The organism is Nocardioides mangrovi (assembly GCF_020073815.1).
GTDB classification, from domain to species: domain Bacteria; phylum Actinomycetota; class Actinomycetes; order Propionibacteriales; family Nocardioidaceae; genus Nocardioides; species Nocardioides mangrovi.
Genome location: NZ_JAIQZJ010000004.1, coordinates 115,535 through 136,635, shown reverse-complemented (window position 1 = coordinate 136,635; position 21,101 = coordinate 115,535). Strand labels below are relative to the sequence as shown.

Below are 21,101 nucleotides of genomic sequence, written 5' to 3'. Positions count from 1 at the left end.
CCAAAAACATCTGAGAATGTGGGGAACGATGGCCGAACCGGCATCGCCCGAGAACGGCACGACGCGGGTCGCGGTCCAGCTGGCACCGATGTCGGTCCCCAAGGCGTCCGACGTGCTCGCCGACGAGCTGCGCGAGCGCATCCTGCGGGGCGAGTTCCCCGAGGGCACGGCGCTGCCGCCCGAGCGGGAGCTCGTCACCCAGACCGGGATGAGCCGCGCCACCGTGCGGGAGGCGCTGCGGATCCTCGAGGTGCAGGGCCTGGTGCGGATCAAGACCGGCCGCGCCGGTGGCGCCTTCATCCAGCGTCTCGGCGAGGAGTCGATCGCCAGCTCGGTCGACCTGCTCATCCGCGGCCGCAACATCCGGCTCGCCGCGCTCCACGAGACGCGCGAGGCGATCGAGCCCTCGTGCGCCCGGCTGGCGGCGCTGCACCGGACCGACGACGACCTCGCCGCGCTCGACCGCGCCAACGACTCGATCGCCCGCGACGGGTCGCTCGGGGAGTTCCTCCAGGCCAACGTGGACTGGCACGTCGCCGTGGCGGTCGCCAGCCACAACGAGCTGCTCAACGGCTTCATGCTCGCGCTGTCGCGGGCGATCTACACCTCGACCGACAACCAGGGCTTCGTCGACTCGGCGGTCCGGCAGACGACGGCCCAGGCGCACAAGTCGATCACCGAGGCGATCCGCGCCGGCGACCCGGAGGCCGCCGTACGCCGGATGCAGCGGCACGTCCACGGGTACGCCGAGGCGGTGATGGCGGTCGAGGACCGCACCTCGATCGACGTCGAGGCCTAGCGCGAACCCGGGAGCGGTCACGGCAGCGCCTTGACCTGGACCCGGATCTCGTCGACGGCCTGGGGGTTCTCCGCACCCGACAGGTCGCCGGGGTCGGCGTCGAGCACCGCGGCCCTGATCGCCCGACGGAGGATCTTGGCCGAGCGGGTCTTCGGGAGCTGCTGCACCCGGAGCACCTGGCTCGGGGCGAAGGGCTTGCCGACCTCGGCGGCGACCCGCCCACGCACCCGCGCCGCGACCACGGACTCCTCCTCGTCCCCGCGGGCGACGTAGAAGACCCAGACGGCCTCGCCCTTGGTCGTGTCGGGGATGCCGACGACCGCGGACTCGGCGACGCCCTCGTCGACCGCGACGACCGACTCGATCTCGGCCGGGGCCACGCGCTTGCCGGCCACGTTCATGACGTCGTCGGACCGGCCGAGGATGAACCAGCCGGTCGTGCCGTCGCCGTACTCCTCGCACAGGGCGTAGTCGCCGTGCCGCCACAGTCCGTCGTACGTCGACCAGTAGGCCTCGTGGTAGCGCGAGCCCTCGGCGTCGTCGTTCCAGATGCCGCGGGTCATCGCCGGCCAGGGCTGGCGGCAGACCAGCTCGCCGATCTCGCCGCGCACCGGCCGGGCGCGGTCGTCGACGACGTCGACGTCCATGCCGAGGGCCGGGCCGCCGAGGGAGCACGAGCGGATCGGCTCGACCGGGTAGGGGCAGAGGAAGGAGCCGCCGACCTCGGTGCCACCGGAGAAGTTGATGATCGGCACCCGGCTGCCGAAGACGTCGCGCGCCAGCCACTCGTAGGACTCCGGGTCCCACGGCTCGCCCGTCGAGCCGAGCACGCGCACCGAGTCGAGCGCCTGGGTCGGCAGCAGCCCCTTGCTGCGCAGCGCGCGGATCAGGGTCGGGCTGACGCCGAGCATCGAGACGCGGTGGCGCTCGACCAGGCGCCAGAGGCGGGTGGTGTCCGGGACGTCGGGCGAGCCTTCGTAGAGCAGCAGCGTGCCGCCGGTGCCGTGGGTGCCGAGGATCGAGAGCGGACCCATGATCCAGCCCATGTCGGTGATCCAGCAGAAGGTGCGGCCCGGACCCATCTCGAAGCCGTAGGACACCTCGCAGGCGGTCTTCACCACGAAGCCGGCGTGGGTGTGCACGGCGCCCTTCGGCTTGCCGGTGGTGCCCGAGGTGTAGGCCAGCAGGAGCACGTCGGAGGCGCTGGTCGGCTCGACATCCGGGTCGGGGTCCAGCGCCAGCCAGTCCTCCCACGCGACCTCACCGGGGCCGAGAGCGCCGCGCTCGCCGATGTTGTCGACGACGGCGACGGTCCGCACGGTCGGGCAGCTCCCGAGTGCCTCGCGCAGCTGGGGCAGCATCGAGGTCGAGCGACCGCGACGCAGCGTGCCGTCGGCGGTGATCACGGCGACGGCGCCGGCGTCCTGCACACGCGAGGCGATCGCGCCGGGGGCGAAGCCGGAGAAGAGGGGGACGAGCATCGCCCCGGTGCTCACCACGGCGTACGTCGCGACCACGGCGTCCGGCGTCATCGGCATGTAGAGCGCGACGGCGTCGCCCTTGCCGATGCCCGCGGCGCGCAGGCCTGCCCGGACCCGCGCGACCCGGTCGGCCAGCTCGGCGTAGGTCACCTCGGAGGTCGTGCCGTCCTCGGCCTCGTGCACGACGGCGGCCGCCTCCGGCGTCCGTCCCGCCCACTTGCCCAGGCAGGCGTCGACCGCGTTGAGGCCGCCGCCGGGGAACCACTCCGGCCAGGCCACGCCCCGCGTCTGGTCGACGACCTGGGCGTACGGCGTCGCGAACGGGATGTCGAGGTCCTCGACCACGGCCTGCCAGAACGCGCCGATGTCCCCGACCGACCGCGCGCGGAGCTCGTCGGCGGTCGCGACGCCGAGCGTGCGCATCAGCCGGGCGACGTTGGAGTTCTCCAGGTAGTCCTCGTCGGGGGTCCACACGTAGGTCACGACGTTCCTCCACGCGGCATCTCGAGGATCCGCTCCGACACGATGTTGCGCTGGATGTAGGTCGAGCCGCCGGCGATCGCGGTGCCCCGGGCCTGGTTGGCGAGGCGCAGCCACGCGCGGGTGTCGTTGAGCTCGTCGTCGAGGTCGAGCTGGCCGCCGAGCGGCTCCAGCGAGAGCCGGAAGTCGGCGAGGTCCTCCACCAGCGGGCAGAAGTAGAGCTTCCCGATCGACGTCACCGGTCCGGGCGGTCCACCGGCGTCCGCGCCGGTGATGACCCGCATCGAGATCGCCCGGTGCACCAGCGCGCGGGACCACAGGTCCGCGACCTGCTGGCGCACGTGCGGGTCGGCGCCGCGCGGCTGCCCGTCGGCGCCCTTGGCGGCGCGGACGTCGTCGATGATGTCGCGGATCGCCTTGGTGGTGTTGACCCGGCCGGTGGCGATCGCGACGCGCTCGAAGCCGAGCGTGCCCATCGTGACCCGCCAGCCGCCGTCGACCGCACCGACGACCATCTCGTCGGGCACGAAGACCTCGTCGAGGAAGACCTCGTTGAACTCGGCCTCGCCGAGCATGTGCCGCAGCGGCCGGACGGTGATGCCCTCGGCGTCCATCGGGACCAGGAAGAACGTGATCCCGCGGTGCCGCGCCTTGTCGGGCTCGGCGCCTCCGGTGCGCGCCAGCAGGATCGCGTACGCCGCGATCTGCGCACGCGAGGTCCAGATCTTCTGGCCCGAGATGCTCCAGCCTCCCTCGACCCGGGTCGCCCTCGTGCGGAGCGAGGCCAGGTCCGAGCCCGAGTCGGGCTCGGAGAAGAGCTGGCACCAGATCTCCTCGCCGGTCAGGATCGGGCGGAGCAGCCGCTCCTTCTGCTCGGCCGTGCCGAAGTGCGCGATGGTCGGGCCGCAGAAGTCCTCGCCGATGATGTTGAGTCGCTCGGGCGCCCCGGCCCGGTCGCACTCCTCGGAGAAGACGGCGCGCATGCGTTCGTCGAGCCCGCGGCCGCCGTACTCCTCGGCCCAGGTGAGGCCGGCGTACCCGGCGTCGAAGAGCGCGCGCTGCCACTGCTGCCAGAAGGGCTTGCGGTCCTCGAGGCGCGCGGGCTCGGGCCAGGCGAGGGTGGGCAGGGTCTGCTCGAGCCAGGCCCGCACCTCCGCCCGGAAGGCCGCCTCGTCGGGTGCGTCGGTGAGGTCCACCTCAGGCGTCCACGCTCTCGAGCTTGGCCGCGATGTCGGCGCGCAGCAGGTGCTTCTGGATCTTGCCGGTCGCCGTGGTCGGCAGGTCCCCCACGATCTCGAGCCGCTCGGGCACCTTCTGGATCGCGAGGCCCTCGCCGAGCAGGTAGTCGCGGATCTGCTCGAGCGTGAGGGCCTCGTGGCCGGACGCCGGGACCAGGTAGGCGCAGACCTTCTCGCCCATCTTCGGGTCGGGCATACCGACGACGGCGATGTCGCCCACCGCCGGGTGCGCGGAGAGCAGGTCCTCGACCTGGCGCACCGAGATGTTGAGGCCGCCGCGGATGACGATGTCCTTGAGCCGGCCGGTGACCCGCACGTAGCCGTCGGCGTCCATGGAGCCGAGGTCGCCGGAACGGTGGAAGCCGTCGGCGGTGTAGTTGACCGCGGTCTCCTCGGGCTGGTTGATGTACTCCAGGCAGTTCATCGCCCCGCGGTAGGCGATGTCGCCCTCCTCGCCCCGCGGCACCTCGGCACCCTGCTCGTCGACGATCCGCACCTCCTGGAGCGGGAGCGCCTTGCCGTCGGAGGTGATCGAGCGCTCCGGGTCGTCCTCGACCGTGCAGAAGGTCGTGGTGATGTTCTCGGTGCGGCCGTAGAGGCTCAACACCTTCATCTCGGGGAACTGCTCGCGCGCCGACCGGACGAAGCTGCCCGGGATCGGCGCGCCCGCCGAGACCCAGAAGCGCATGCTGCTCGCGTCGTGCACGTCGGGGTCGTAGACGTTGAGGACCATCTGCAGGAAGGTCGTCGCGCTCACGCACCCGGTGCACCCGAACTTGGCGATCCGCTCGAGGCCCTCGCGCGGCTCCCACTGCTCCATCAGGTGCGAGGCGGCGCCGTGCACGAGCGGGAGGATGAAGCTGGTGACCAGACCGGTCGTGTGGGTGACCGGGGACGGGCCGAACTGCACGTCGTCGCTGGTGTAGCCCCAGCCCCGGCCGAGCAGGCGCGCGCCGCAGGCCATGGTGTTGAAGGTGTGCAGGCAGCCCTTGGGGCGGCTGGTGGTGCCGGAGCTGAAGACGATCACGAACGGCTCGTCGGGCCCGACGCCGGCACCGATCTCGGCCTCGGCCGCGGCCAGCTCCTCCCGGCTCGCGATCGCGACGGGCAGCTCGTCGTACGAGATCGCGCCGGCGGGTACGCCGGAGCCGCGCAGCACCACGACCGTCTCGAGCCCGGGGTGCTCGGCCCGGAGGTCGAGGAAGAGCCGGGCGTGGTCGAAGCCCCGGTAGTGATCGGTGGTGATCGCGAGCTTCACCTCGGCCGCGCCGACGATGTAGCCGACCTCGTCGCGGCGGTAGATCGGCATGATCGGCACGATGACCGCGCCGATCCGCGCCACGGCCGCGGAGATCACGAAGAAGTCGGTCCAGCTCGGGATCTGGACGGCGACCCGGTCCCCGACCCCGATGCCGCGACGCACCAGGCCGAGCGCGAGCTCGAGCGCCCGGTCCCGGAGCTCGGCATAGGTGACCGACGTCGTCGAGTCGGTGCCGAAGACCTTGTCGGGCTGCGCCTCCGCCTGCTCCCGCACGGCCGCGAACAGGGTGTAGTCCTGCCACAGCCCCTGCTCGTAGAAGCGGGCGATCTCCTCGTCGGAGTAGCGGTCGTGCACCGTAGCCAGAGCCATGGGATCCCCTTCGGAGGGCCAGCGACGTGACGTCGATCTCAGCAGAACGATGTCGACATTACAATGGTCAGACCGAATCGACAACGGTGCGGCGACCTCCGACTGTGGTGACCCCCAGCGGCGCCCCGACGGGGCCCGGGCCTCAGTCCTCGCGGGCGCCGATCGTCAGGCGGAGGTACTGAGAGATCGCCTCGGCGCGGTTCTCCGCGCGGAGCTTGCGCAGGATCTGCTTCACGTGGCTCTTGACCGTCTGGGTGCCGATCACCAGCCGCTGGGCGATCCGCTCGTTCGTGGCACCGGTGGCCATCAGGCCCAGCACCTCGAGCTCACGACTGGTCAGGATCCGCTCGAGCTCGACGGACCGCTCGACCACCGCGGGCGGCACCGGCCGAGCGCTCGCGAGCTCCGAGGCCCGCTGCCGGGTCGAGAGCTCGATCTCGGTCGTGGCCAGCTCGTCGAGCACGGCCTCGACCGACTTCATCGCCTGCATCACCTCGGCGCGCTGGTCGCGCAGCCGGGCCAGGAGCACCGCACGCTCGAAGATCTGGGCGAACCCGATCGCGAAGAACCACAGCAGGTCGCGGTCGAGGTCGGCCACCGAGCCGGTCGTGTTGTCGGCGTGCAGGAGCCCGATCACCCGGTCGCCCGAGATGATCGGCGCGGCGACGTACGACGTCTGCGTCGCGGCCTGGGCCAGCGGGGCGTAGGCGCGTGCGTCCGTGGCCGCGTCGCGCACGATCGCGGGCTCGCGCCGGCGCACCAGCTCGCTCTCGAGCATCATGTGGGAGAGCTGGATCCGCGGCGGCTGCCGCATCCAGGCCTGGAAGCGGCGCTCGGCCGGGCCGATGGTGCGGGCGAAGCTGTGCCACGGCACCCAGGTGTCGTCGTCGATGCGCGAGAGCATCACGCGGTCGAAGCCGCAGGACTCGGCCGCCGCCTCGCAGACCGACTCGAGGAGCTGGTCCTGGTCGGTGACCAGCCGCAGCTGCGAGAGGCCGCGGTCGAGCTCGTCGAGACGACGGAGCCGCTCGTGACCGAGGTGGTCGTGGATCCCGAAGCGCACCGTGTGGACCTCGTGCAGCGCGTGACTGTGCGCCGCGACCTGCTGACGGGTCAGGTCGACGGTCTCGTCGCTGAGCCGCTCGCGCATCAGGCCCGCCAGGATCGCGAGCTGTCCGTCGAGCATCCGCAGGTCCTGGAGGCACTCGCCCGGGACCCCGGGCTCGGGCAGGTCGTCGAGCGGGCCGACGAGCTCGTAGCCGACGCGGTACGCCGCCGCGCCCGCCTCGGCGAGCTCGGCACGACGCCGCGACGCGGCCGCCGACGATGCCTCCATCCCGACCTCACCTCCCCACCCGACCGTAACGGTCAGACCATTCAGATCGCCCATGATAACGATCGTTCACAGTCCGTGCTAGCGTCCGCTCGTGACCCCGCCCCGGGACGTGCGTCGCGCCGTCGACCTCCGCGAGCGGGACCGGCGCATCCTGGACGCGGCGGCCCTCGCCTTCCGCGAGAAGGGCTTCCACGGCGTCGGCATGGACGAGATCGGCGCGCGCGCCGGCCTGAGCGGACCCTCCCTCTACCGCCACTTCAGCGGCAAGGACGAGATCCTCGCGACCCTCCTGCACCTCGCGATGGACGAGCTCTACGAGGCCACCGCCCCGACCGGGGCCGACCCGGCCGACGACCTCGACCGCGCACTGCGCCACCACGTCCGGTTCGCCCTCGAGCGGCGCGACCTCGTCGTCCTGCACCAGCGGGAGCTCGGCAACCTGGCCGAGCCGTGGCGACCGGCCTTCACCGCGCGGATGGGCCACTACACCCGCCGGTGGGAGGAGCTCGTCGCCCGCCGGCTGCCGAACCTCGACCCCGACGAGGTCGCCGCCGTGACCCAGGCCGCGCTCGGCACGGTCTTCTCGGTGTCCACCTGGCCGGCCCGCGCGCACCGGCTCGCCACGACCGGCGGTCCGGACGTCGTGGTCGAGCTGGTGCTGGAGCTGGTGCACGGCGGGTTGGACGGGTCGCTCAGCGGGACCTGAAGTCCCACATCCCGGCGGCGATCCGGCGGTACTGCAGCTCGTCGGATCCCTCGGTGATCCGGTAGCGGCGGTGGTGCCGGTAGATGTGCTCGAAGGGGTAGTGCCGGCTGTAGCCGACACCCCCGTGGATCTGCATCGCGCGGTCGGCCGCGTCGCAGGCCAGCCGGTTGCCCCGGACGTTCACCATCGCGACCTTGTCGCTGACCGCCGTCTTGCCGTGGTTGTCCATCTCCCAGGCCGTCCGCAGGATCGTGTTGCGCACCAGCTCGGCCTCGGTCTGCAGCTCGACCAGCTGCCACTGCACGCCCTGGTAGTCGCGCATCTTCTGACCGAAGAGCGAGCGCTCCTCGGTGTACTCCAGCGCCTTGTCGATGCAGAACTGCGCGGCGCCCAGAGACGACGCGGCCTGCCGGATGCGGTTCTCGTGGACGAAGAGCTGGGCGCAGTCCAGGCCGCGGCCCTCTTCGCCGATCATCGCGGCGGCGGGGACGCGGACGCCGTTCAGCCGCACCTCGGCGTGGTCGGTCGGCATGTTGAAGGTCCACCAGTAGAAGGGCACCTCGAAGCCCTCCGCGGCGGTCGGGACGAGGAACGCCGAGATGCCCTCGGCCTTGCCGTCCTGCCCGCTGGTGCGGGCGAAGACCAGGTCGATCTCGGACACGTCGACGACGCTGTTCCACCGCTTCGCGCCGGTGATCACCCAGTCGTCGCCGTCGCGGACGGCACGCGTCTCCAGCCAGGTGGCGTCGCTGCCGTGGTTCGGCTCGGTGAGGCCGAAGGCCATCTCCATGTCGCCCGAGACCAGCCGCTCCAGGTAGGCCTCCTTCTGCTCGTCGGTGCCGTACTCGTGCAGCACCAGGGCCAGCGGCAGGTTGGCCACCATCGAGGCCTCGTGGCTGAGCTCGGCGTGCAGACCCGGCCCGCGGTGCGCGAGGTGCTCGCGGATCACCGCCATCGCGACGTTGGAGCCGCCCTTGCCGCCGAGCGCCTCGGGCAGCGGGTAGCGGTAGAAGCCGGCCTTGTCGGCCCGCACCCGGGCCTCGTGCATGATCTCCCGCCACCGGCGGGTGGGGATGCCACCGCGCTCGACGTCGGTGCGGGAGAACTCCCGACGGTGGTCGAAGTACTCGGGGTTCGCCTCCTCGATCGGCTTGATCTCCTCGTCGATGAAGCGGTCGAGGTCGGCGATGAAGGCGGTGACGTCTGCGGGGATCGACATGTCCATGGCCGGGACCGTACGGCGGCTCGGCGGACACGCGGTCGCCGCGCCGAGGAGCCGGTGTGGAGTTCTCCAGCCCCCTGCCGTCAGCCGGTCGTCAGGACGCCGATCGCCTTGTTGCATGGGGGGTATGACGATCGTGATGACCGGCGCGGACGAGCTCCGCGCACGTGCGGGCCAGGTGCTCGGCACCACCGACTGGCACGAGGTGACCCAGGAGCGGATCAACGCCTTCGCCGACGCCACCGAGGACTGGGAGCGGCTGCACGTCGACCCCGAGCGGGGCGCGGCCTCCCCCTGGGGGGTGACGATCGCGCACGGGCTCTACACCCTGTCGCTGGGTCCGAAGTTCCAGTACGAGCTGTTCGAGATGAACGGCCACTCGCTGGCGCTCAACTACGGCTACGACAAGGTGCGCTGGCTCAACCCCGTGCGGGTCGGCTCGCGGATCCGGATGACCGCGGAGCTGCTCGCGGTCGAGCCGGTCGAGGGCGGGTCGAAGTTCCGGATGAAGCAGACCTTCGAGATCGAGGGCGAGGACAAGCCGGCCTGCGTGGCCGAGTCCCTCTTCGCGTACTTCGACTGATGGGCGGCCAGATGCGCGCGGTCGTCGTCGAGTCCCTCGACGGGCCCACGGCCGCCGTCGTCCGCGAGGTGCCGGAGCCGCTCGGCGCGCACCGCCGGGCCGGCGGCCGCCGGGTCCTGGTCGAGGTGCACGCGGTCGGGCTGTCGTTCATCGACCCGCTGCAGACCCGCGGGAAGTACCAGGCCGGCGTCGACGCGCCCTACATCTGCGGCAGCGAGATCGCGGGCACGGTGCTCGAGGCGCCGGCCGACTCGTGGGTCGCACCCGGAGACCGGATCTCCGCGATCGTCTGGCAGGGCGGGATGGCCGAGCAGGCGCTCGCCCTCGACGACTTCATGGTGAAGATCCCCGACGACATGTCCTACGCCGAGGGTGCCGCGATCTACATGAACTACGCGACCGCCTGGTACGCGCTCGACCGGGCGAACCTCCGCCCCGGCGACACCGTCCTGGTGTCCGGTGCGGCCGGCGGGGTCGGCACCTGCCTGCTCGACCTCGGCCCGGCGTTCGAGGTGTCGACGATCGCGCTGGTGTCGTCGGCCGCGAAGGCCGAGATGGCGGCCCGGGCCGGCGCGACGCACGTGGTGCGCACCGACGGGACCGGCGGACCGTGGCTCGACCAGGTGCGCGCGCTCACGCCGAACGGGCGCGGTGTCGAGGCGTTCGTCGACCAGGTCGGCGCGGACCTCTTCCTCGACCTGGTCCGGTCGCTCCGGATCGGCGGCACCGGGGTCGTCGTCGGCTTCGCCGGCGGCTCCATCCCGGAGGTCAAGGTCAACCGCCTGCTCCTGCGCAACCTGACCCTCACCGGGATCACGATGGACGTGATGGAGACCGAGCACCCCGGGACGCTCGCGCGCGTGCGGGACGGCGTTCAGGCGCTGCTCGACGACGGCCGGCTGCGCCCGGCGATCGGGGCGACCTACCCGATGGAGAAGGCCGCCGACGCGCTCGCGTCCCTCGAGGACCGGACGGCGGTCGGCAAGGTCGTCGTCACCGTCCGCTGACGCACCGCGGCCCGGCCCGTCAGCCGAGCGCGGCGTGCCCGGCCGCCAGCACCTCGTCGAGGTGGGCGGCGGCGTGCGCGACCTTGGGGTCGGGCTCGGGACGCTTGCGCTCCCGCTTCCAGATCACCGCGATCGTCGAGGCGACCTTGTAGTGCGCGACCCCGAGGAACCAGTCGAGGTCGGTGGTCGCGTCCGCGAGCTCGGCCACTGAGGCGCCGAGCTCGCGGCGCGCGGCGACGTACGTCGCGAGCAGGTCGGCGGCCGTCGGCATCAGGCGGCCGGCCTCGAGGTCGGCGGCGGACCGGTCGGGGTGGAAGACGTGCGACGGCGCGGTGTGCAGCAGCACCCAGGCCAGGTCGGGGCGCGGGTCGCCGACCGACCAGATCTCCCAGTCGATGACGGCCTCGAGACGAGGGCCGACGAAGAGCATGTTGGCGGCGCGGTAGTCGCCGTGGACCAGCCGGGGCTCGATGTCGGCCGGGACCCGCGCCGCGAGGCGCTCGCCGAGCGACTCGTGCCCGGGGGCGATGTCGGCGTCGACGGTCGCGAAGAGCCGCTGCCAGCGCGCCAGCTCCTCGCCGGCGGTCGAGACCGGCTCGTCGCCGACCCCGAGGGACGCCGGCGTCCGCGACTGGAGCAGGGCCAGCGCCCGCGTGAGCTCGTGCTCGCGGGTCGCGACCTCGGCCGCCGACGGCGGGAGGTCGGCGACGTCGAGCAGCGGCTCGTAGGCCTGGCCGGGCCGCAGCTCCATCGCGAACATCGGCGGGACCTCCGGCGGCGCGCCGGCGTCGCGCAGCAGCACCCGCGGCACGGGGAAGCCCGGCACCGGGGCGAGGGCGTCGAGCACCCGCGCCTGGCGGAGCACGTCGCGGTTGCGCACCGGCTCGAGTCCGGGCGGCGCGAGCTTGAGCACGACCTGCTGGTCGAGCTCGTCGGCCGACACGCGCGCGGCGTACGTCAGCGACGAGACGCCGCCCTCGAGCCGGCGCACCTCCGAGACGACGGCGCCCGGCCAGGTACGGCGCGCGACCTCGGTGGCGCGATCGACGACATCGACATCGGAGAGCTCCTGGACCGGCACCCGACCACTCTCCGGTCGCCGAGCGACGCGCGCCAGCGTGCCGCGCGCGACGCGATGGAGAGACCGACAGGCCGCCGAGCGCCACCGCGGGCCAAAGCCCGCGAGGGACCGTAGAACAGGACCCATGGAGTACGACGAGCCCGCGTGGCGGGACCGGTTCCGGCTGGACGGCAAGGTCGCCGTCGTCACCGGCGCGAGCAGCGGCCTCGGCGTGGCGATCGCCCAGGGCATGGCCGCAGCGGGCGCCGACGTGGCGATCGGCGCCCGGCGGATCGAGATGCTGGACGAGACCCGCGCCCGCGTCGAGGCCCTCGGCAGGCGCTGCGTCGCCGTCGAGACCGACGTGACGAAGGTCGAGGACTGCGACCGCCTCGTGCGGACCGCGGTGGACGAGCTCGGCCGCGTGGACGTCCTCGTCAACAACGCCGGCTGGGGCGGCCGCTACCACCCCGCCACCGAGGACACCCCGGAGCACTTCCGCGAGGTCGTCGACGTGAACCTGATGGGCTCCTACTGGATGGCCCAGGCCGCCGGCCGGGTGATGGAGCCGGGCAGCGCGGTCGTCAACCTGTCGTCGGTCATGGCGCTCACGACGGCGAAGATGCCGGCCACCGGCTACAGCGCGGCGAAGGCCGGCGTGCTCGGCATGACCCGCGACCTCGCGGCCCAGTGGGGCGCGAAGGGGATCCGGGTCAACGCGATCCTCCCCGGCGTCTTCCTCACCGAGGCCACCGCCAACTACTCCCCCAACTACCAGCAGAAGATCATCGACGCCCGCGTGCCGATCGGCCGCCTGGGCGACCCGGTCGACATCGCGAGCACCGCGGTCTTCCTGGCCAGCGACGCCGCGGCGTACGTCACCGGCGTGGGCGTCCCCGTCGACGGAGGAGTGCTGCTGCTGTGAGCGAGACCCGGGAGATGCAGGACAAGGTCGTCGTCGTCACGGGGGCGACCGGCGGCATCGGCAGCGCGACCGCGCGGCGCTTCGCCGACGCCGGCGCGACGACGGTGCTCGTCGACCGCGACGACCCGGCCGAGCTGGTCGCCGAGCTCGGCGGCACCGGCCACCGGGTGGACCTGCGCGACGAGGACGCCATCGATGCGCTCGTCGAGCGGATCGTCGCCGAGCACGGCCGGCTCGACAGCCTGGTCAACATCGCCGGCGTCTTCGTCGGGTCCGAGGGACCGGTGGCGGAGAGCGACCGCAAGGGCTGGGACCTCTCGCTCGACGTCAACCTCCGGGCGACCACGCACCTCACCGCCCGGGCGCTCCCCCACCTGGTCGCGACCAACGGGACGGTGGTGACCACCAGCTCGACGCAGGCCCGCGCGGCCGATGCCGGGTGGGCGTCGTACGGCATCGCGAAGGCCGGGGTGGAGGCGCTGACCCGCTACGTCGCCACGCAGTACGGACCCCAGGGCGTCCGCTGCAACTGCGTGGCCCCCGGGGTGACGGCGACGCCCAACGCGCTCGCCCGCTTCCCCGAGGACCGGGCGACCGCCGTGCGCGCGAACACCCCGCTGCGCCGCTTCGGCCGGCCCGAGGAGCTCGCCGAGGCCTACCTCTTCCTCGCGAGCGAGCGCTCGTCCTTCATCACCGGGCAGGTGCTCCCCGTCGACGGCGGGATGCTGGTGCACCTACCGGTCTGAGGCCACCTCGACCACGACCTTGCCGAGGGCCTCGCGCCGGTCCAGGATCCCCATCGCCTCGTGGGCGCGCTCGAGCGGCAGCACCGTGCCGACGTACGGCGAGACGCGGGTGGCCGCCTGCTCCAGGGCGTCGGTGAGCTCGTCGGCGAACCCGGCGAAGCGCTGCTGCCAGGGCTCCAGCGCCACGCCCATCACCGTGAGGTCGCGCAGCAGCAGGCGGTTGACCTTCACCTCCGGGATCGCACCGTCCGCGAAGCCCACGACCATCAGGCGACCGCCGACGTCCAGGGCGCGCAGCGAGTCGGTGAAGCGGTCGCCGCCGACGGGGTCGACCACCACGTCGACGCCCAGCCCGTGGGTCAGCTCGCGGACCTCGCCGAGCCAGTCCCCGCCGGCCGGCACCACCTCGTCGGCCCCGCAGCCGCGGGCCACCTCGGCCTTCCGCTCCGAGGACACCACGGCGACCACCGGCTTCGCGCGCCCGCGCAGCAGGTCGAGGGTCGCGGTGCCGACACCGCCGGCGGCGCCGTGCACGAGCACCGACTCGCCGTCACGGAAGCCGGCCCGGTGGAGCGTGAACCACGCCGTGACGTAGTTGAGGTAGAAGGCCGCGCCCTCGACCCACGACATCGCGTCGGGGATCCGGACGGTGTGGCGCGGGATCGCGAGCGTCCGCTCGGCGATGGCGCCCCAGCAGGTGAAGCCCGCGACCCGGTCGCCGGGGCGGAAGCGCGAGCCGGCCGGCGCCTCGAGCACGGTGCCGGCGTACTCGCCGCCGACGACGTACGGCGCCGGTGCGCCGTGCTGGTAGCGGCCCCGGCTCTGCAGGACGTCGGGGAAGGAGACCGCCGCTGCCCGCACGTCGACCAGGAGCCGCTCCCCGTCGGCCCACGGGTGCGCGCCGTCGGGCTCGGGTACGTCGGCGAGGCCGGCGCCGTCCGGCCCGGTCGTGGCCGGCAGCACCAGTGCGCGCATCAGGCGGTCGCGGAGCCGTCGTCGAAGGGCGGGATCGCCGGGTGGCCCTCGAGGCGCAGCACCAGCAGCGCGGTCTGCGCGCTGAGCTGGTCGTTGGAGTTGGCGGCGACGTCGAGGCCGGTGAGGTCGTGGATCTTGGCCATCCGGAGCCGCACGGTGTTCTCGTGGATCCCGAGCCGGGCGGCGGACTCGCGGACCGAGCGTCCGGTGTCGAAGAAGCACTGGAGGGTGCGCAGCAGGTCGGCCGATCCGGGGACGTTGCCGAGCAGCGCACCCAGCACGTCGTCGACGTAGCGGCGGACGGCGCCGACGTCGCCGTTCGCGACCAGCAGCCGCGCCGGGCCCAGGTCGTCGACGGCGATGATCCGGTCACCGGCCCGCGCGAAGCGGTCCACGCAGAGCACGACCTCGCGCGTCTCCCGGTAGGAGCGCTGGAGGGCGTCGGCCCGCGTCACCGCGGAGACGCCGACGATCGCGTCGGGCTCGCCGAGCTCGGCGACCACGCGGCGCATCGCGCGCTTGACCTCGTGGACCGCCGCCATGTGCGCGGCACCCTCGAGCACCTCGACCAGGAGGATCGTGCCCTCGCGTCCACGCGAGCCGAGCACCTCGACCCCGAGCTCGCGCGCGACCAGCGCCGACACGGCCTCCTCGTCGCGCGGCTCGTCGCCGGGAGCGTCGGTGAGGTAGACGAGCACCCGGTCCGCGTCGACGCGGACGCCGAGGTAGTCGGCGGCCGCGCTGACGTCGTCGTCGCGGTTGGAGCCCCGGACCAGCTGGCGGGCGAGCGCGGCGCGCGCGTTCCAGGACACCCGGGCGACCCGCTGCTGGACGGCGTACTCGCTGGCGAGGTGGAAGGCCGCGCGGTGCGCCAGCCAGACCTCCTCGCGCGTCAGGCGGGTGGAGACCTCGGCGACGACCAGCCAGGCGAAGAGCACCGAGTCACGGCTGACCGGGACGACGACGTGGCGGCGGACGAGGCCGGTCCCGGGGCTGGGCGTGATGAGCAGCGGCTCGGGGGCGTCGAGGTCGACGTCGCCCTGGTCCGCGAGGAGCACGTCGAGGTCCGGCACCTTGAAGTCGGAGCCGCGGGCCTCCTTCGACCGGGCGACCAGGCGCGAGCGGGGGTCGATCAGCCAGACCGGGTTGGCGGTCATCGCGGCGGTGCCCTGCACCAGCGCGGCGATCCCTCCGCCGGTCGCGCCGGTCGCGGAGAGGCGGAGCTCGATGGCGTGCCGCCGGGCGAGCTCCTCGTAGCGGCGCTCGGCGTCGAGGGTCGGTCCGGCGTGGCCGGCTCGCTGCTGGGTGACGGTCATGCGGGAACGACCTCCGACTCGAGCTGCGCCGCGATCTGGGCACGGAGCAGGTGCTTCTGGATCTTCCCGGTGGCCGTCATCGGGAGCTCGGGGACGAGCTCGAGGCGCTCGGGCAGCTTCTGGGTGGCGACCTCGTGCTCACGGAGGTACGCCGTCACGTCGGCGAGCTCGAGCGGCTCGGCCCCGGGCGCGAGGACGACGTACACGCAGACCTTCTCGCCGAGCCGCTCGTCGGGCATGCCCACCGCCGCGACGTTGGCGATGCCCGGGTGTCGCAGCAGGTGCTCCTCGAGCTCGCGGGCGCTGATGTTCATGCCGCCGCGGATGACGATGTCCTTGAGCCGCCCGGTGACCCGGACGTAGCCGTCGGCGTCCATCCGGCCGAGGTCGCCCGAGCGCGAGAAGCCCTCGGGCGTGAAGAGCAGCGCGGTCTCCTCGTCGTCGTGGAAGTACTCGATCATGTGGCTGGGGCCGCGATAGGCGATGTCGCCCTCCTCGCCCCGGGGCACCTCGAGCCCGTCGGTGCCGACGATCTTGACCTCGGCGCCGGCGACGGCCGAGCCGTCGCTGGTGATCGAGCGGCCCTCGTCGTCGCGGACCGTGCACATCGTGGTGAGGAAGTTCTCCGACCGCCCGTAGAGGCTCAGGGTGCGGCACCCGGCGAACATCTCCCGCGACCGCTCGACCACGGACCCCGGGATCGGCGACCCGGCGCACACCCAGAGCCGGAGGCTCGACGCGTCGTGCTGGTCGGGGTCGTAGGCCTGCATCAGCATCTGGAGGAACGGCGTCGCCGTGACCGCCGCGGTCAGCCGGTGCTGCTCGATGCGCCGCAGCGCCTCGCCCGGCTCGAAGACCTCCATCAGGTAGGAGCTGGCGCCCACGAGCAGCGGGAGGACCACGCTGGTGACCAGCCCGGTGCTGTGGGTGACGGGGCTGGGTCCGAACTGCACGTCGTCGCGGCCGTAGTCGAGGCTCGCGCGGATCGCGGCGGCACTGGCCCGGATCGTGTTGAACGTGTGGAAGCACCCCTTGGGCCGCGAGGTGGTGCCGGAGGTGTAGACGATGAGGAAGGGGTCGTCGGGCGACGCGTCGGGGCCGGCCTCCGCGGCCAGTGCGGCGAGGTCGCCGCCGACCTCGAGGGCGGCGAGGCTGTCGGCACCGGTGCCGCGCGCGACGTACAGGTTCTCCACCTCGGGTGCCTCGGCGAGCAGGCTGCGCATCATCGCGTGGTGGTCGAAGCCGCGGAACTCGCCGCAGGTGATCACGGCCCGCGCGCCGGAGTGGCGGAGCACGAACCCGACCTCGTCGCCGCGGTAGATCGGCATGATCGGCACCAGTACGACGCCGATCCGGTTGGCCGCGGCCGCGATCAGCGGGAACTCGGTCCAGTTGGGCAGCTGCACCGCGATCCGGTCACCGGCCGTCAGCCCGGCCCGCTTGAGCCCGACCGCGAGCCGCAGCGCCCGCTCGTGCATCGCCGCGTAGCTGATCGAGGTGGTGCTGTCGAAGACGAAGGTGTCGTCGGGCTGCGCCCGGGCCTGCTCGGCCAGCAGCTGGTTGAAGCTGGTCGGCTGCCACGAGCCCGCGTAGTAGTACGCCGCGATCTCGACGTCCGTGTACCGGTCCCGAACGGTCTTCAGCGCTGCCGCCATCTCCGACTCCTCCGTCGCGCCTCGTTGAGGCGGTGGTCACATGCGCACATTAGAATGGTATGACCGTTTATTCAAGGAGTGCGGAGCGGGCCGCGGCGATCCGGTCGGCGCCCAGGCCGTGGTCGAGGAGCCAGCGCTCGGCCCCGCCGTACGCGCGCAGCCAGGCGAGCAGCCCCTCCATGTGCTCCGGGTGCGGGTGCTGCGCATCGGCGTCGAGCTCGCCGAAGAGCTCGCGGTAGAGGTCGATGCCGTTCAGTCGCCCCACGATGTGGACGACGCTGTCGGCGGACAGCGCGTAGTCGGCCACGATCTCCTCCTCCGGCACGCCCAGCACCGACAGGACGAGGGCGGCGACCAGGCCGGTGCGGTCCTTGCCGGCCGCGCAGTGGAAGAGCACCGGGTGGTTGGCGGGCGACAGCACCAGCTCGACGGCCTCGACGACGGTCTCGGGGCGGTCCTGCAGGTAGGCCGCGTAGCGCGCCTCCCACGAGGACTTCTCGAAGGCGGTGATCGGGCAGCGGTGGTAGGCGACCCCGTGGTCCTCCCACGGGACCCGCTCGACCGCCGCCTCCGTGCCCCGCCGGAGGTCGACGACGGTGCGCAGCCCGAGGCGTCGTACGTCGGCGCCGTCCTCGCGCTCGGCGAACGCCGGGTAGTCGCTGCGGAACACCGCACCCGCCCGCACCGACCGGCCGTCAGCGGTCGCCAGGCCGCCGAGGTCGCGGACGTTGAAGGAGCCGGGCAGCACGTGGACGCGGTCTGTCACGCCACCAGCCTGGCCCACACCACGACGCTGCCGCAGCCCGACGACCCCGACCGGTGTCGACCCCTCCAGCGGGGTCAGGCGCTGCGCGGCCGCTCGACCAGCTCTACGCGCTGCCGGGGTACGCCGGCGTCGTGGTCGCGGATCCAGGTGACCAGGTGCTCGCGCACGTGGCAGCGCAGGTCGAAGAGCCGGGGCGCGTCGGAGGCGGTGACGAGCACCCGCACACGGACCCAGCCACCGACGGCGTCGGTGACCTGGAGGACCTTGCCGCGGCCGTCCCAGAGATCGGTGGTCGAGAGCGCGACGTCGAGCTGCTCGCGCAGGGCGGCGGTGTCGACGCGCCAGTCGACGTCGAGCTCGACCGAGCCGAGGAGCTCGGACTTGTGGCGGGTCCAGTTCTGGAACGGCGTCGTGGTGAAGTAGGTCGAGGGCAGCACCAGGCGCCGGTCGTCCCAGAGCCGGACGACGACGTAGGTCAGGGTGATCTCCTCGATCCAGCCCCACTCGTCCTCGACGATCACCACGTCGTCGAGGCGCACCGCGTCGCCGAAGGCGATCTGGATGCCGGCGAAGACGTTGGCGAGCACCGACTGCGCGGCGAGCGCGGCCACCACGCTGATCAGGCCTGCCGAGGCGAGCACGCTCGCGCCGATCGCCTTCACCCCCGGGAAGCTGAGCAGCACCGCACCGAGGGTGACCACCGCACCGGCGGCGATGGTGAGCCGACGGATGACGAGGACCTGGGTGCGCATCCGGCGCGCCAGCCGGTTGTCGGCCACGTCGACCCGGTAGCGGCTCAGCCCGACGTCCTCGAGGAAGAGCACCACCGAGGTGAGGAACCACCCGGCGGCGACGATCGCGAGCACCTCGGCGGCCTGGGCGCCGGCGACCCACCAGGTGGTGTCGGCCTCCGCCGGGCGCAGCGTCGCGACCACCGGGTTGAGGGTGACCATGAGGACCAGCACCCGGAAGGGCACCCGGCTGCGGCGCTCGAGCTCACCGACCTGCGGCCAGCGGCGGGCCGCCAGCCGGCAGACGAGGCGGGCCGCGACGACCACCACGACGGCGACGCCGAGCGCGACGAGGACCTGCACCATCGTGTCGGACCAGTCGATCATCCCCCCATGCTGACAAGGGATCCGGCTCCACCGAAGGGTTCGGTGGCCACGATCACACGACGAACCTGCAGGTCAGGCGGTGCGTTCGTGGGGGACGTCGAGCCGCGGGATCCCACCCAGGCCGAGCCGGTAGCGGACGTGGTCGGCGTACTGCTCGAGGGTGGTCCACAGGACCTGGTGGGCGGCCCACGGCAGCGGCTCGGCGCCGTCGTACCAGCTCTCGCCGAAGCCGATCCACACGGGTGTCCACGCGGCCGCGTCGTCCCACGCGCCGCGCCTGGCCATCAGCATCCGGCGGCGGACCTGGAAGGCCCGGCGCGGGCCGTCCTCGCAGATCGGCGCGGTCGCGATCGGCCACAGCCGCAGGTCGAGGGTCATCAGGTGCACCTCGAGCTCGTGCAGGACCGCCGGCTCGACCAGGACGGTCGCGACGTTCTCGTGCGGCACGCGCTCCATGCGCGCACGCTTCCTTCTCGACCGTCCCGACGTCAACCCTCCGTCCCCGAGGAGTCCGGGCGGTCAGGCGGTCAGGCCCCTCAGCAGCACCTCGATCATCCGCCGGGCGTCGTACTCGTCGTCGCCCTCGGCACCGATGCAGAGGTTGCCGACCGCCCGCATCAGCTCGAGCGGCCGCACGTCGTCACGCATCCGGCCCGCGGAGACCTCCACGCCGAGCAGCCGGGCGCAGATGGGCTCGAGCCGGACCACGAACCCCGCGTGCAGCCGCTCGAAGCCGACGCGGTCGGAGGCCATGGCATCGGCGAGGCCGTGCTTGGTGACGAGGAAGTCGGCGAACCGCAGGATCCAGTCCCGCAGCGCCACGTCGTCGCCGACGGCGGCCAGGGAGTCGACCTGGTGCTGGAACACCGCGACCACGAGGTCGGCGCGGGTCGGGAAGTGCCGGTAGATGGTGCCGGTACCGACGCCGGCCTCCCGCGCGATTTCGCGGACCGGAGCGTCGATCCCGGCCCGTACGAACACCGCGCCCGCAGCATCGAGCAACGACTGCTGGTTGCGGCGCGCGTCCGAGCGCTGGGGGCGTGCTGGTGTCGACACCACGGGCTCCTCCTTGAAAACGGAACAGCGTTCCGCTTATGGTGGTTCTTCCGGAACAACGTTCCGCTTCGAATCTACCCGAAGGACCCGATGTGAGCACCCTGACCACCCCGACCGTCTCCGTCCGCCCGATCGCCCTGGCCGCCCCCGACCGGGGCGACGACCTCCTGGTCCACCTGACGGCCCCGAGCACCGGCACCGGCCTGCCGGTGATCGTGTTCTCCCACGGGTACGGCGCCTTCGGCGCCTCGATGGACAGCTACCGACCCCTGGTCGACCACTGGGCCGACCAGGGGTTCGTGGTCGTCCAGCCGAACCACCTGGACGCCCAGGGCCTCGACGCGGACGATCCCCGGAGCGCCGAGCTCTGGGAGATCCGGATCCGCGACCTGCGTCAGGTCATCGACGAGCTCGGGACCGTGCTCGCCGCGATCCCCGGCCTCGCCGAGCGCACCGAGACCGGCCGCCTGGCCGTCGCCGGCCATTCGTACGGCGCCACCACCGCGAGCGCGCTCGTCGGTGCTCGCGTCGTCGGCGCCGACGGCACCTCGTCGGCGTCTGCGAAGGACGAGCGGGTGAAGGCGGCCGTCCTGCTCGCCCTCACGGGGACTGGCGGCGCCGACCTCTCGCCGTTCGCCCAGGAGCACTTCCCCTTCATGAGCCCGGACTTCTCCGACCTCACCACCCCGTCGCTGGTCATCGCCGGGGACGCCGACGACTCGCCGCTGTCCGTACGCGGACCCGACTGGTTCACCGACGGCTTCCGACTGGCGCCCGGCGCCACCGACCTGCTCGTCCTGGCCGGCGCGGAGCACTCCCTCGGCGGCATCACCGCCTACGACGACACCCACACCACCGACGAGAGCCCGGACCGGGTCGAGCTGATCCGCCGGGCGAGCACGGCGTACCTGTGCAGCGCTCTCGGGACCACGCGGGAGCCCTGGGACAGGCTGCGGGACGACGCGACCGAGCTCGGTCGGTTCGAGTCGAAGTAGGCGCGAC

20 protein-coding genes are annotated in these 21,101 nt (G+C 72.7%); 7 read left to right on the top strand and 13 right to left on the bottom strand.

The annotated features are described in order from the left end of the window. Positions 1-28 precede the first annotated feature (28 nt). Positions 29-799, top strand: a complete 771-nt coding sequence (locus tag K8U61_RS09470; protein ID WP_224122761.1) for a FadR/GntR family transcriptional regulator — start codon at positions 29-31, stop codon at positions 797-799. A 17-nt stretch (positions 800-816) separates the two neighbouring features. Here the strand turns inward: K8U61_RS09470 and K8U61_RS09465 are convergent, their stop codons facing one another. The 4 genes from K8U61_RS09465 to K8U61_RS09450 form a co-directional block, all read right to left on the bottom strand. Beyond that, positions 817-2,763, bottom strand: coding sequence for an AMP-binding protein (locus tag K8U61_RS09465; RefSeq protein WP_224122760.1), 1,947 nt, complete (start codon positions 2,761-2,763; stop codon positions 817-819). Continuing rightward, positions 2,760-3,956, bottom strand: a complete 1,197-nt coding sequence (locus K8U61_RS25430; RefSeq protein WP_224122759.1) for an acyl-CoA dehydrogenase family protein — start codon at positions 3,954-3,956, stop codon at positions 2,760-2,762. The genes K8U61_RS09465 and K8U61_RS25430 overlap by 4 nt, the downstream gene beginning before the upstream one ends. A 1-nt stretch (position 3,957) precedes the next feature. Beyond that, entirely contained in the window at positions 3,958-5,628 is a 1,671-nt protein-coding gene (locus tag K8U61_RS09455) for an AMP-binding protein (RefSeq protein WP_224122758.1), read from the bottom strand. 142 nt (positions 5,629-5,770) lie between these two features. Further along, a complete protein-coding gene (locus K8U61_RS09450) occupies positions 5,771-6,964 on the bottom strand; it encodes a LuxR C-terminal-related transcriptional regulator (RefSeq protein ID WP_224122757.1) in 1,194 nt (397 codons plus the stop codon). A 91-nt stretch (positions 6,965-7,055) separates the two neighbouring features. Between K8U61_RS09450 and K8U61_RS09445 the strand changes: the two genes are divergently transcribed. Then, positions 7,056-7,670 carry a TetR/AcrR family transcriptional regulator gene (locus K8U61_RS09445; RefSeq protein WP_224122756.1) on the top strand — a complete coding sequence of 205 codons (615 nt, stop codon included), beginning with the start codon at positions 7,056-7,058 and terminating at the stop codon, positions 7,668-7,670. Here K8U61_RS09445 and K8U61_RS09440 read toward each other — a convergent pair. Then, complete coding sequence (locus tag K8U61_RS09440) at positions 7,657-8,895, bottom strand: acyl-CoA dehydrogenase family protein (RefSeq protein ID WP_224122755.1); 1,239 nt, start codon at positions 8,893-8,895, stop codon at positions 7,657-7,659. The two genes, K8U61_RS09445 and K8U61_RS09440, sit on opposite strands and share 14 nt — an antisense overlap. A gap of 124 nt (positions 8,896-9,019) precedes the next feature. On the opposite strand from K8U61_RS09440, the gene K8U61_RS09435 reads away from it, so the two are divergent. Together K8U61_RS09435 and K8U61_RS09430 are read left to right on the top strand one after the other, a co-directional pair. Beyond that, entirely contained in the window at positions 9,020-9,475 is a 456-nt protein-coding gene (locus K8U61_RS09435) for a MaoC family dehydratase (protein WP_224122754.1), read from the top strand. Then, positions 9,475-10,482: an NADPH:quinone oxidoreductase family protein gene (locus tag K8U61_RS09430; RefSeq protein WP_224122753.1), complete on the top strand. Its 1,008-nt coding sequence runs from the start codon at positions 9,475-9,477 to the stop codon at positions 10,480-10,482. The genes K8U61_RS09435 and K8U61_RS09430 overlap by 1 nt, the downstream gene beginning before the upstream one ends. Positions 10,483-10,501: 19 nt before the next feature. On the opposite strand, the gene K8U61_RS09425 is transcribed toward K8U61_RS09430, so the two are convergent. Beyond that, a complete protein-coding gene (locus K8U61_RS09425; protein ID WP_224122752.1) occupies positions 10,502-11,563 on the bottom strand; it encodes a phosphotransferase family protein in 1,062 nt (353 codons plus the stop codon). Between the two features lie 124 nt (positions 11,564-11,687). On the opposite strand from K8U61_RS09425, the gene K8U61_RS09420 reads away from it, so the two are divergent. Both K8U61_RS09420 and K8U61_RS09415 read left to right on the top strand, forming a co-directional pair. Beyond that, complete coding sequence (locus tag K8U61_RS09420; RefSeq protein ID WP_224122751.1) at positions 11,688-12,467, top strand: SDR family NAD(P)-dependent oxidoreductase; 780 nt, start codon at positions 11,688-11,690, stop codon at positions 12,465-12,467. Further along, positions 12,464-13,213 carry an SDR family NAD(P)-dependent oxidoreductase gene (locus tag K8U61_RS09415; protein ID WP_224122750.1) on the top strand — a complete coding sequence of 250 codons (750 nt, stop codon included), beginning with the start codon at positions 12,464-12,466 and terminating at the stop codon, positions 13,211-13,213. Before K8U61_RS09420 ends, K8U61_RS09415 begins: the two co-directional genes overlap by 4 nt. Here the strand turns inward: K8U61_RS09415 and K8U61_RS09410 are convergent. From K8U61_RS09410 to K8U61_RS09380, 7 genes are all read right to left on the bottom strand, one after another. After that, complete coding sequence (locus K8U61_RS09410; protein ID WP_224122749.1) at positions 13,202-14,188, bottom strand: NADPH:quinone oxidoreductase family protein; 987 nt, start codon at positions 14,186-14,188, stop codon at positions 13,202-13,204. The two genes, K8U61_RS09415 and K8U61_RS09410, sit on opposite strands and share 12 nt — an antisense overlap. Further along, complete coding sequence (locus tag K8U61_RS09405) at positions 14,188-15,504, bottom strand: PucR family transcriptional regulator (protein WP_224122748.1); 1,317 nt, start codon at positions 15,502-15,504, stop codon at positions 14,188-14,190. The genes K8U61_RS09410 and K8U61_RS09405 overlap by 1 nt, the downstream gene beginning before the upstream one ends. After that, positions 15,501-17,159, bottom strand: a complete 1,659-nt coding sequence (locus tag K8U61_RS09400) for an AMP-binding protein (protein WP_224122747.1) — start codon at positions 17,157-17,159, stop codon at positions 15,501-15,503. The genes K8U61_RS09405 and K8U61_RS09400 overlap by 4 nt, the downstream gene beginning before the upstream one ends. Before the next feature lie 67 nt (positions 17,160-17,226). Beyond that, positions 17,227-17,925, bottom strand: a complete 699-nt coding sequence (locus tag K8U61_RS09395) for a tyrosine-protein phosphatase (RefSeq protein WP_224122746.1) — start codon at positions 17,923-17,925, stop codon at positions 17,227-17,229. A gap of 74 nt (positions 17,926-17,999) precedes the next feature. Then, complete coding sequence (locus K8U61_RS09390) at positions 18,000-19,043, bottom strand: mechanosensitive ion channel family protein (RefSeq protein WP_224122745.1); 1,044 nt, start codon at positions 19,041-19,043, stop codon at positions 18,000-18,002. 72 nt (positions 19,044-19,115) lie between these two features. Then, positions 19,116-19,499, bottom strand: coding sequence for a hypothetical protein (locus K8U61_RS09385; protein ID WP_224122744.1), 384 nt, complete (start codon positions 19,497-19,499; stop codon positions 19,116-19,118). Between the two features lie 63 nt (positions 19,500-19,562). Further along, positions 19,563-20,099 (bottom strand): TetR/AcrR family transcriptional regulator, encoded by a 537-nt coding sequence (locus K8U61_RS09380; protein WP_224122743.1) that lies wholly within the window; start codon positions 20,097-20,099, stop codon positions 19,563-19,565. A 92-nt stretch (positions 20,100-20,191) separates the two neighbouring features. Here K8U61_RS09380 and K8U61_RS09375 point away from each other — a divergent pair, with 92 nt between their 5' ends. Next, positions 20,192-21,094, top strand: coding sequence for an alpha/beta hydrolase family protein (locus K8U61_RS09375; protein WP_224122742.1), 903 nt, complete (start codon positions 20,192-20,194; stop codon positions 21,092-21,094). The last annotated feature ends 7 nt before the right edge of the window (positions 21,095-21,101 follow it).

Excerpts from the sequence above, each read along its gene's own strand:
- K8U61_RS09430 (WP_224122753.1), top strand. The coding sequence starts at position 9,475 with ATGGGCGGCCAGATGCGCGCGGTCGTCGTCGAGTCCCTCGACGGGCCC.
- K8U61_RS09410 (WP_224122749.1), bottom strand. The coding sequence starts at position 14,188 with ATGCGCGCACTGGTGCTGCCGGCCACGACCGGGCCGGACGGCGCCGGC.
- K8U61_RS09400 (WP_224122747.1), bottom strand. The coding sequence starts at position 17,159 with ATGGCGGCAGCGCTGAAGACCGTTCGGGACCGGTACACGGACGTCGAG.
- K8U61_RS09455 (WP_224122758.1), bottom strand. The coding sequence starts at position 5,628 with ATGGCTCTGGCTACGGTGCACGACCGCTACTCCGACGAGGAGATCGCC.
- K8U61_RS09420 (WP_224122751.1), top strand. The coding sequence starts at position 11,688 with ATGGAGTACGACGAGCCCGCGTGGCGGGACCGGTTCCGGCTGGACGGC.
- K8U61_RS09390 (WP_224122745.1), bottom strand. The coding sequence starts at position 19,043 with ATGATCGACTGGTCCGACACGATGGTGCAGGTCCTCGTCGCGCTCGGC.
- K8U61_RS09435 (WP_224122754.1), top strand. The coding sequence starts at position 9,020 with ATGACGATCGTGATGACCGGCGCGGACGAGCTCCGCGCACGTGCGGGC.
- K8U61_RS09470 (WP_224122761.1), top strand. The coding sequence starts at position 29 with ATGGCCGAACCGGCATCGCCCGAGAACGGCACGACGCGGGTCGCGGTC.
- K8U61_RS09385 (WP_224122744.1), bottom strand. The coding sequence starts at position 19,499 with ATGGAGCGCGTGCCGCACGAGAACGTCGCGACCGTCCTGGTCGAGCCG.
- K8U61_RS09450 (WP_224122757.1), bottom strand. The coding sequence starts at position 6,964 with ATGGAGGCATCGTCGGCGGCCGCGTCGCGGCGTCGTGCCGAGCTCGCC.
- K8U61_RS09405 (WP_224122748.1), bottom strand. The coding sequence starts at position 15,504 with ATGACCGTCACCCAGCAGCGAGCCGGCCACGCCGGACCGACCCTCGAC.
- K8U61_RS09440 (WP_224122755.1), bottom strand. The coding sequence starts at position 8,895 with ATGGACATGTCGATCCCCGCAGACGTCACCGCCTTCATCGCCGACCTC.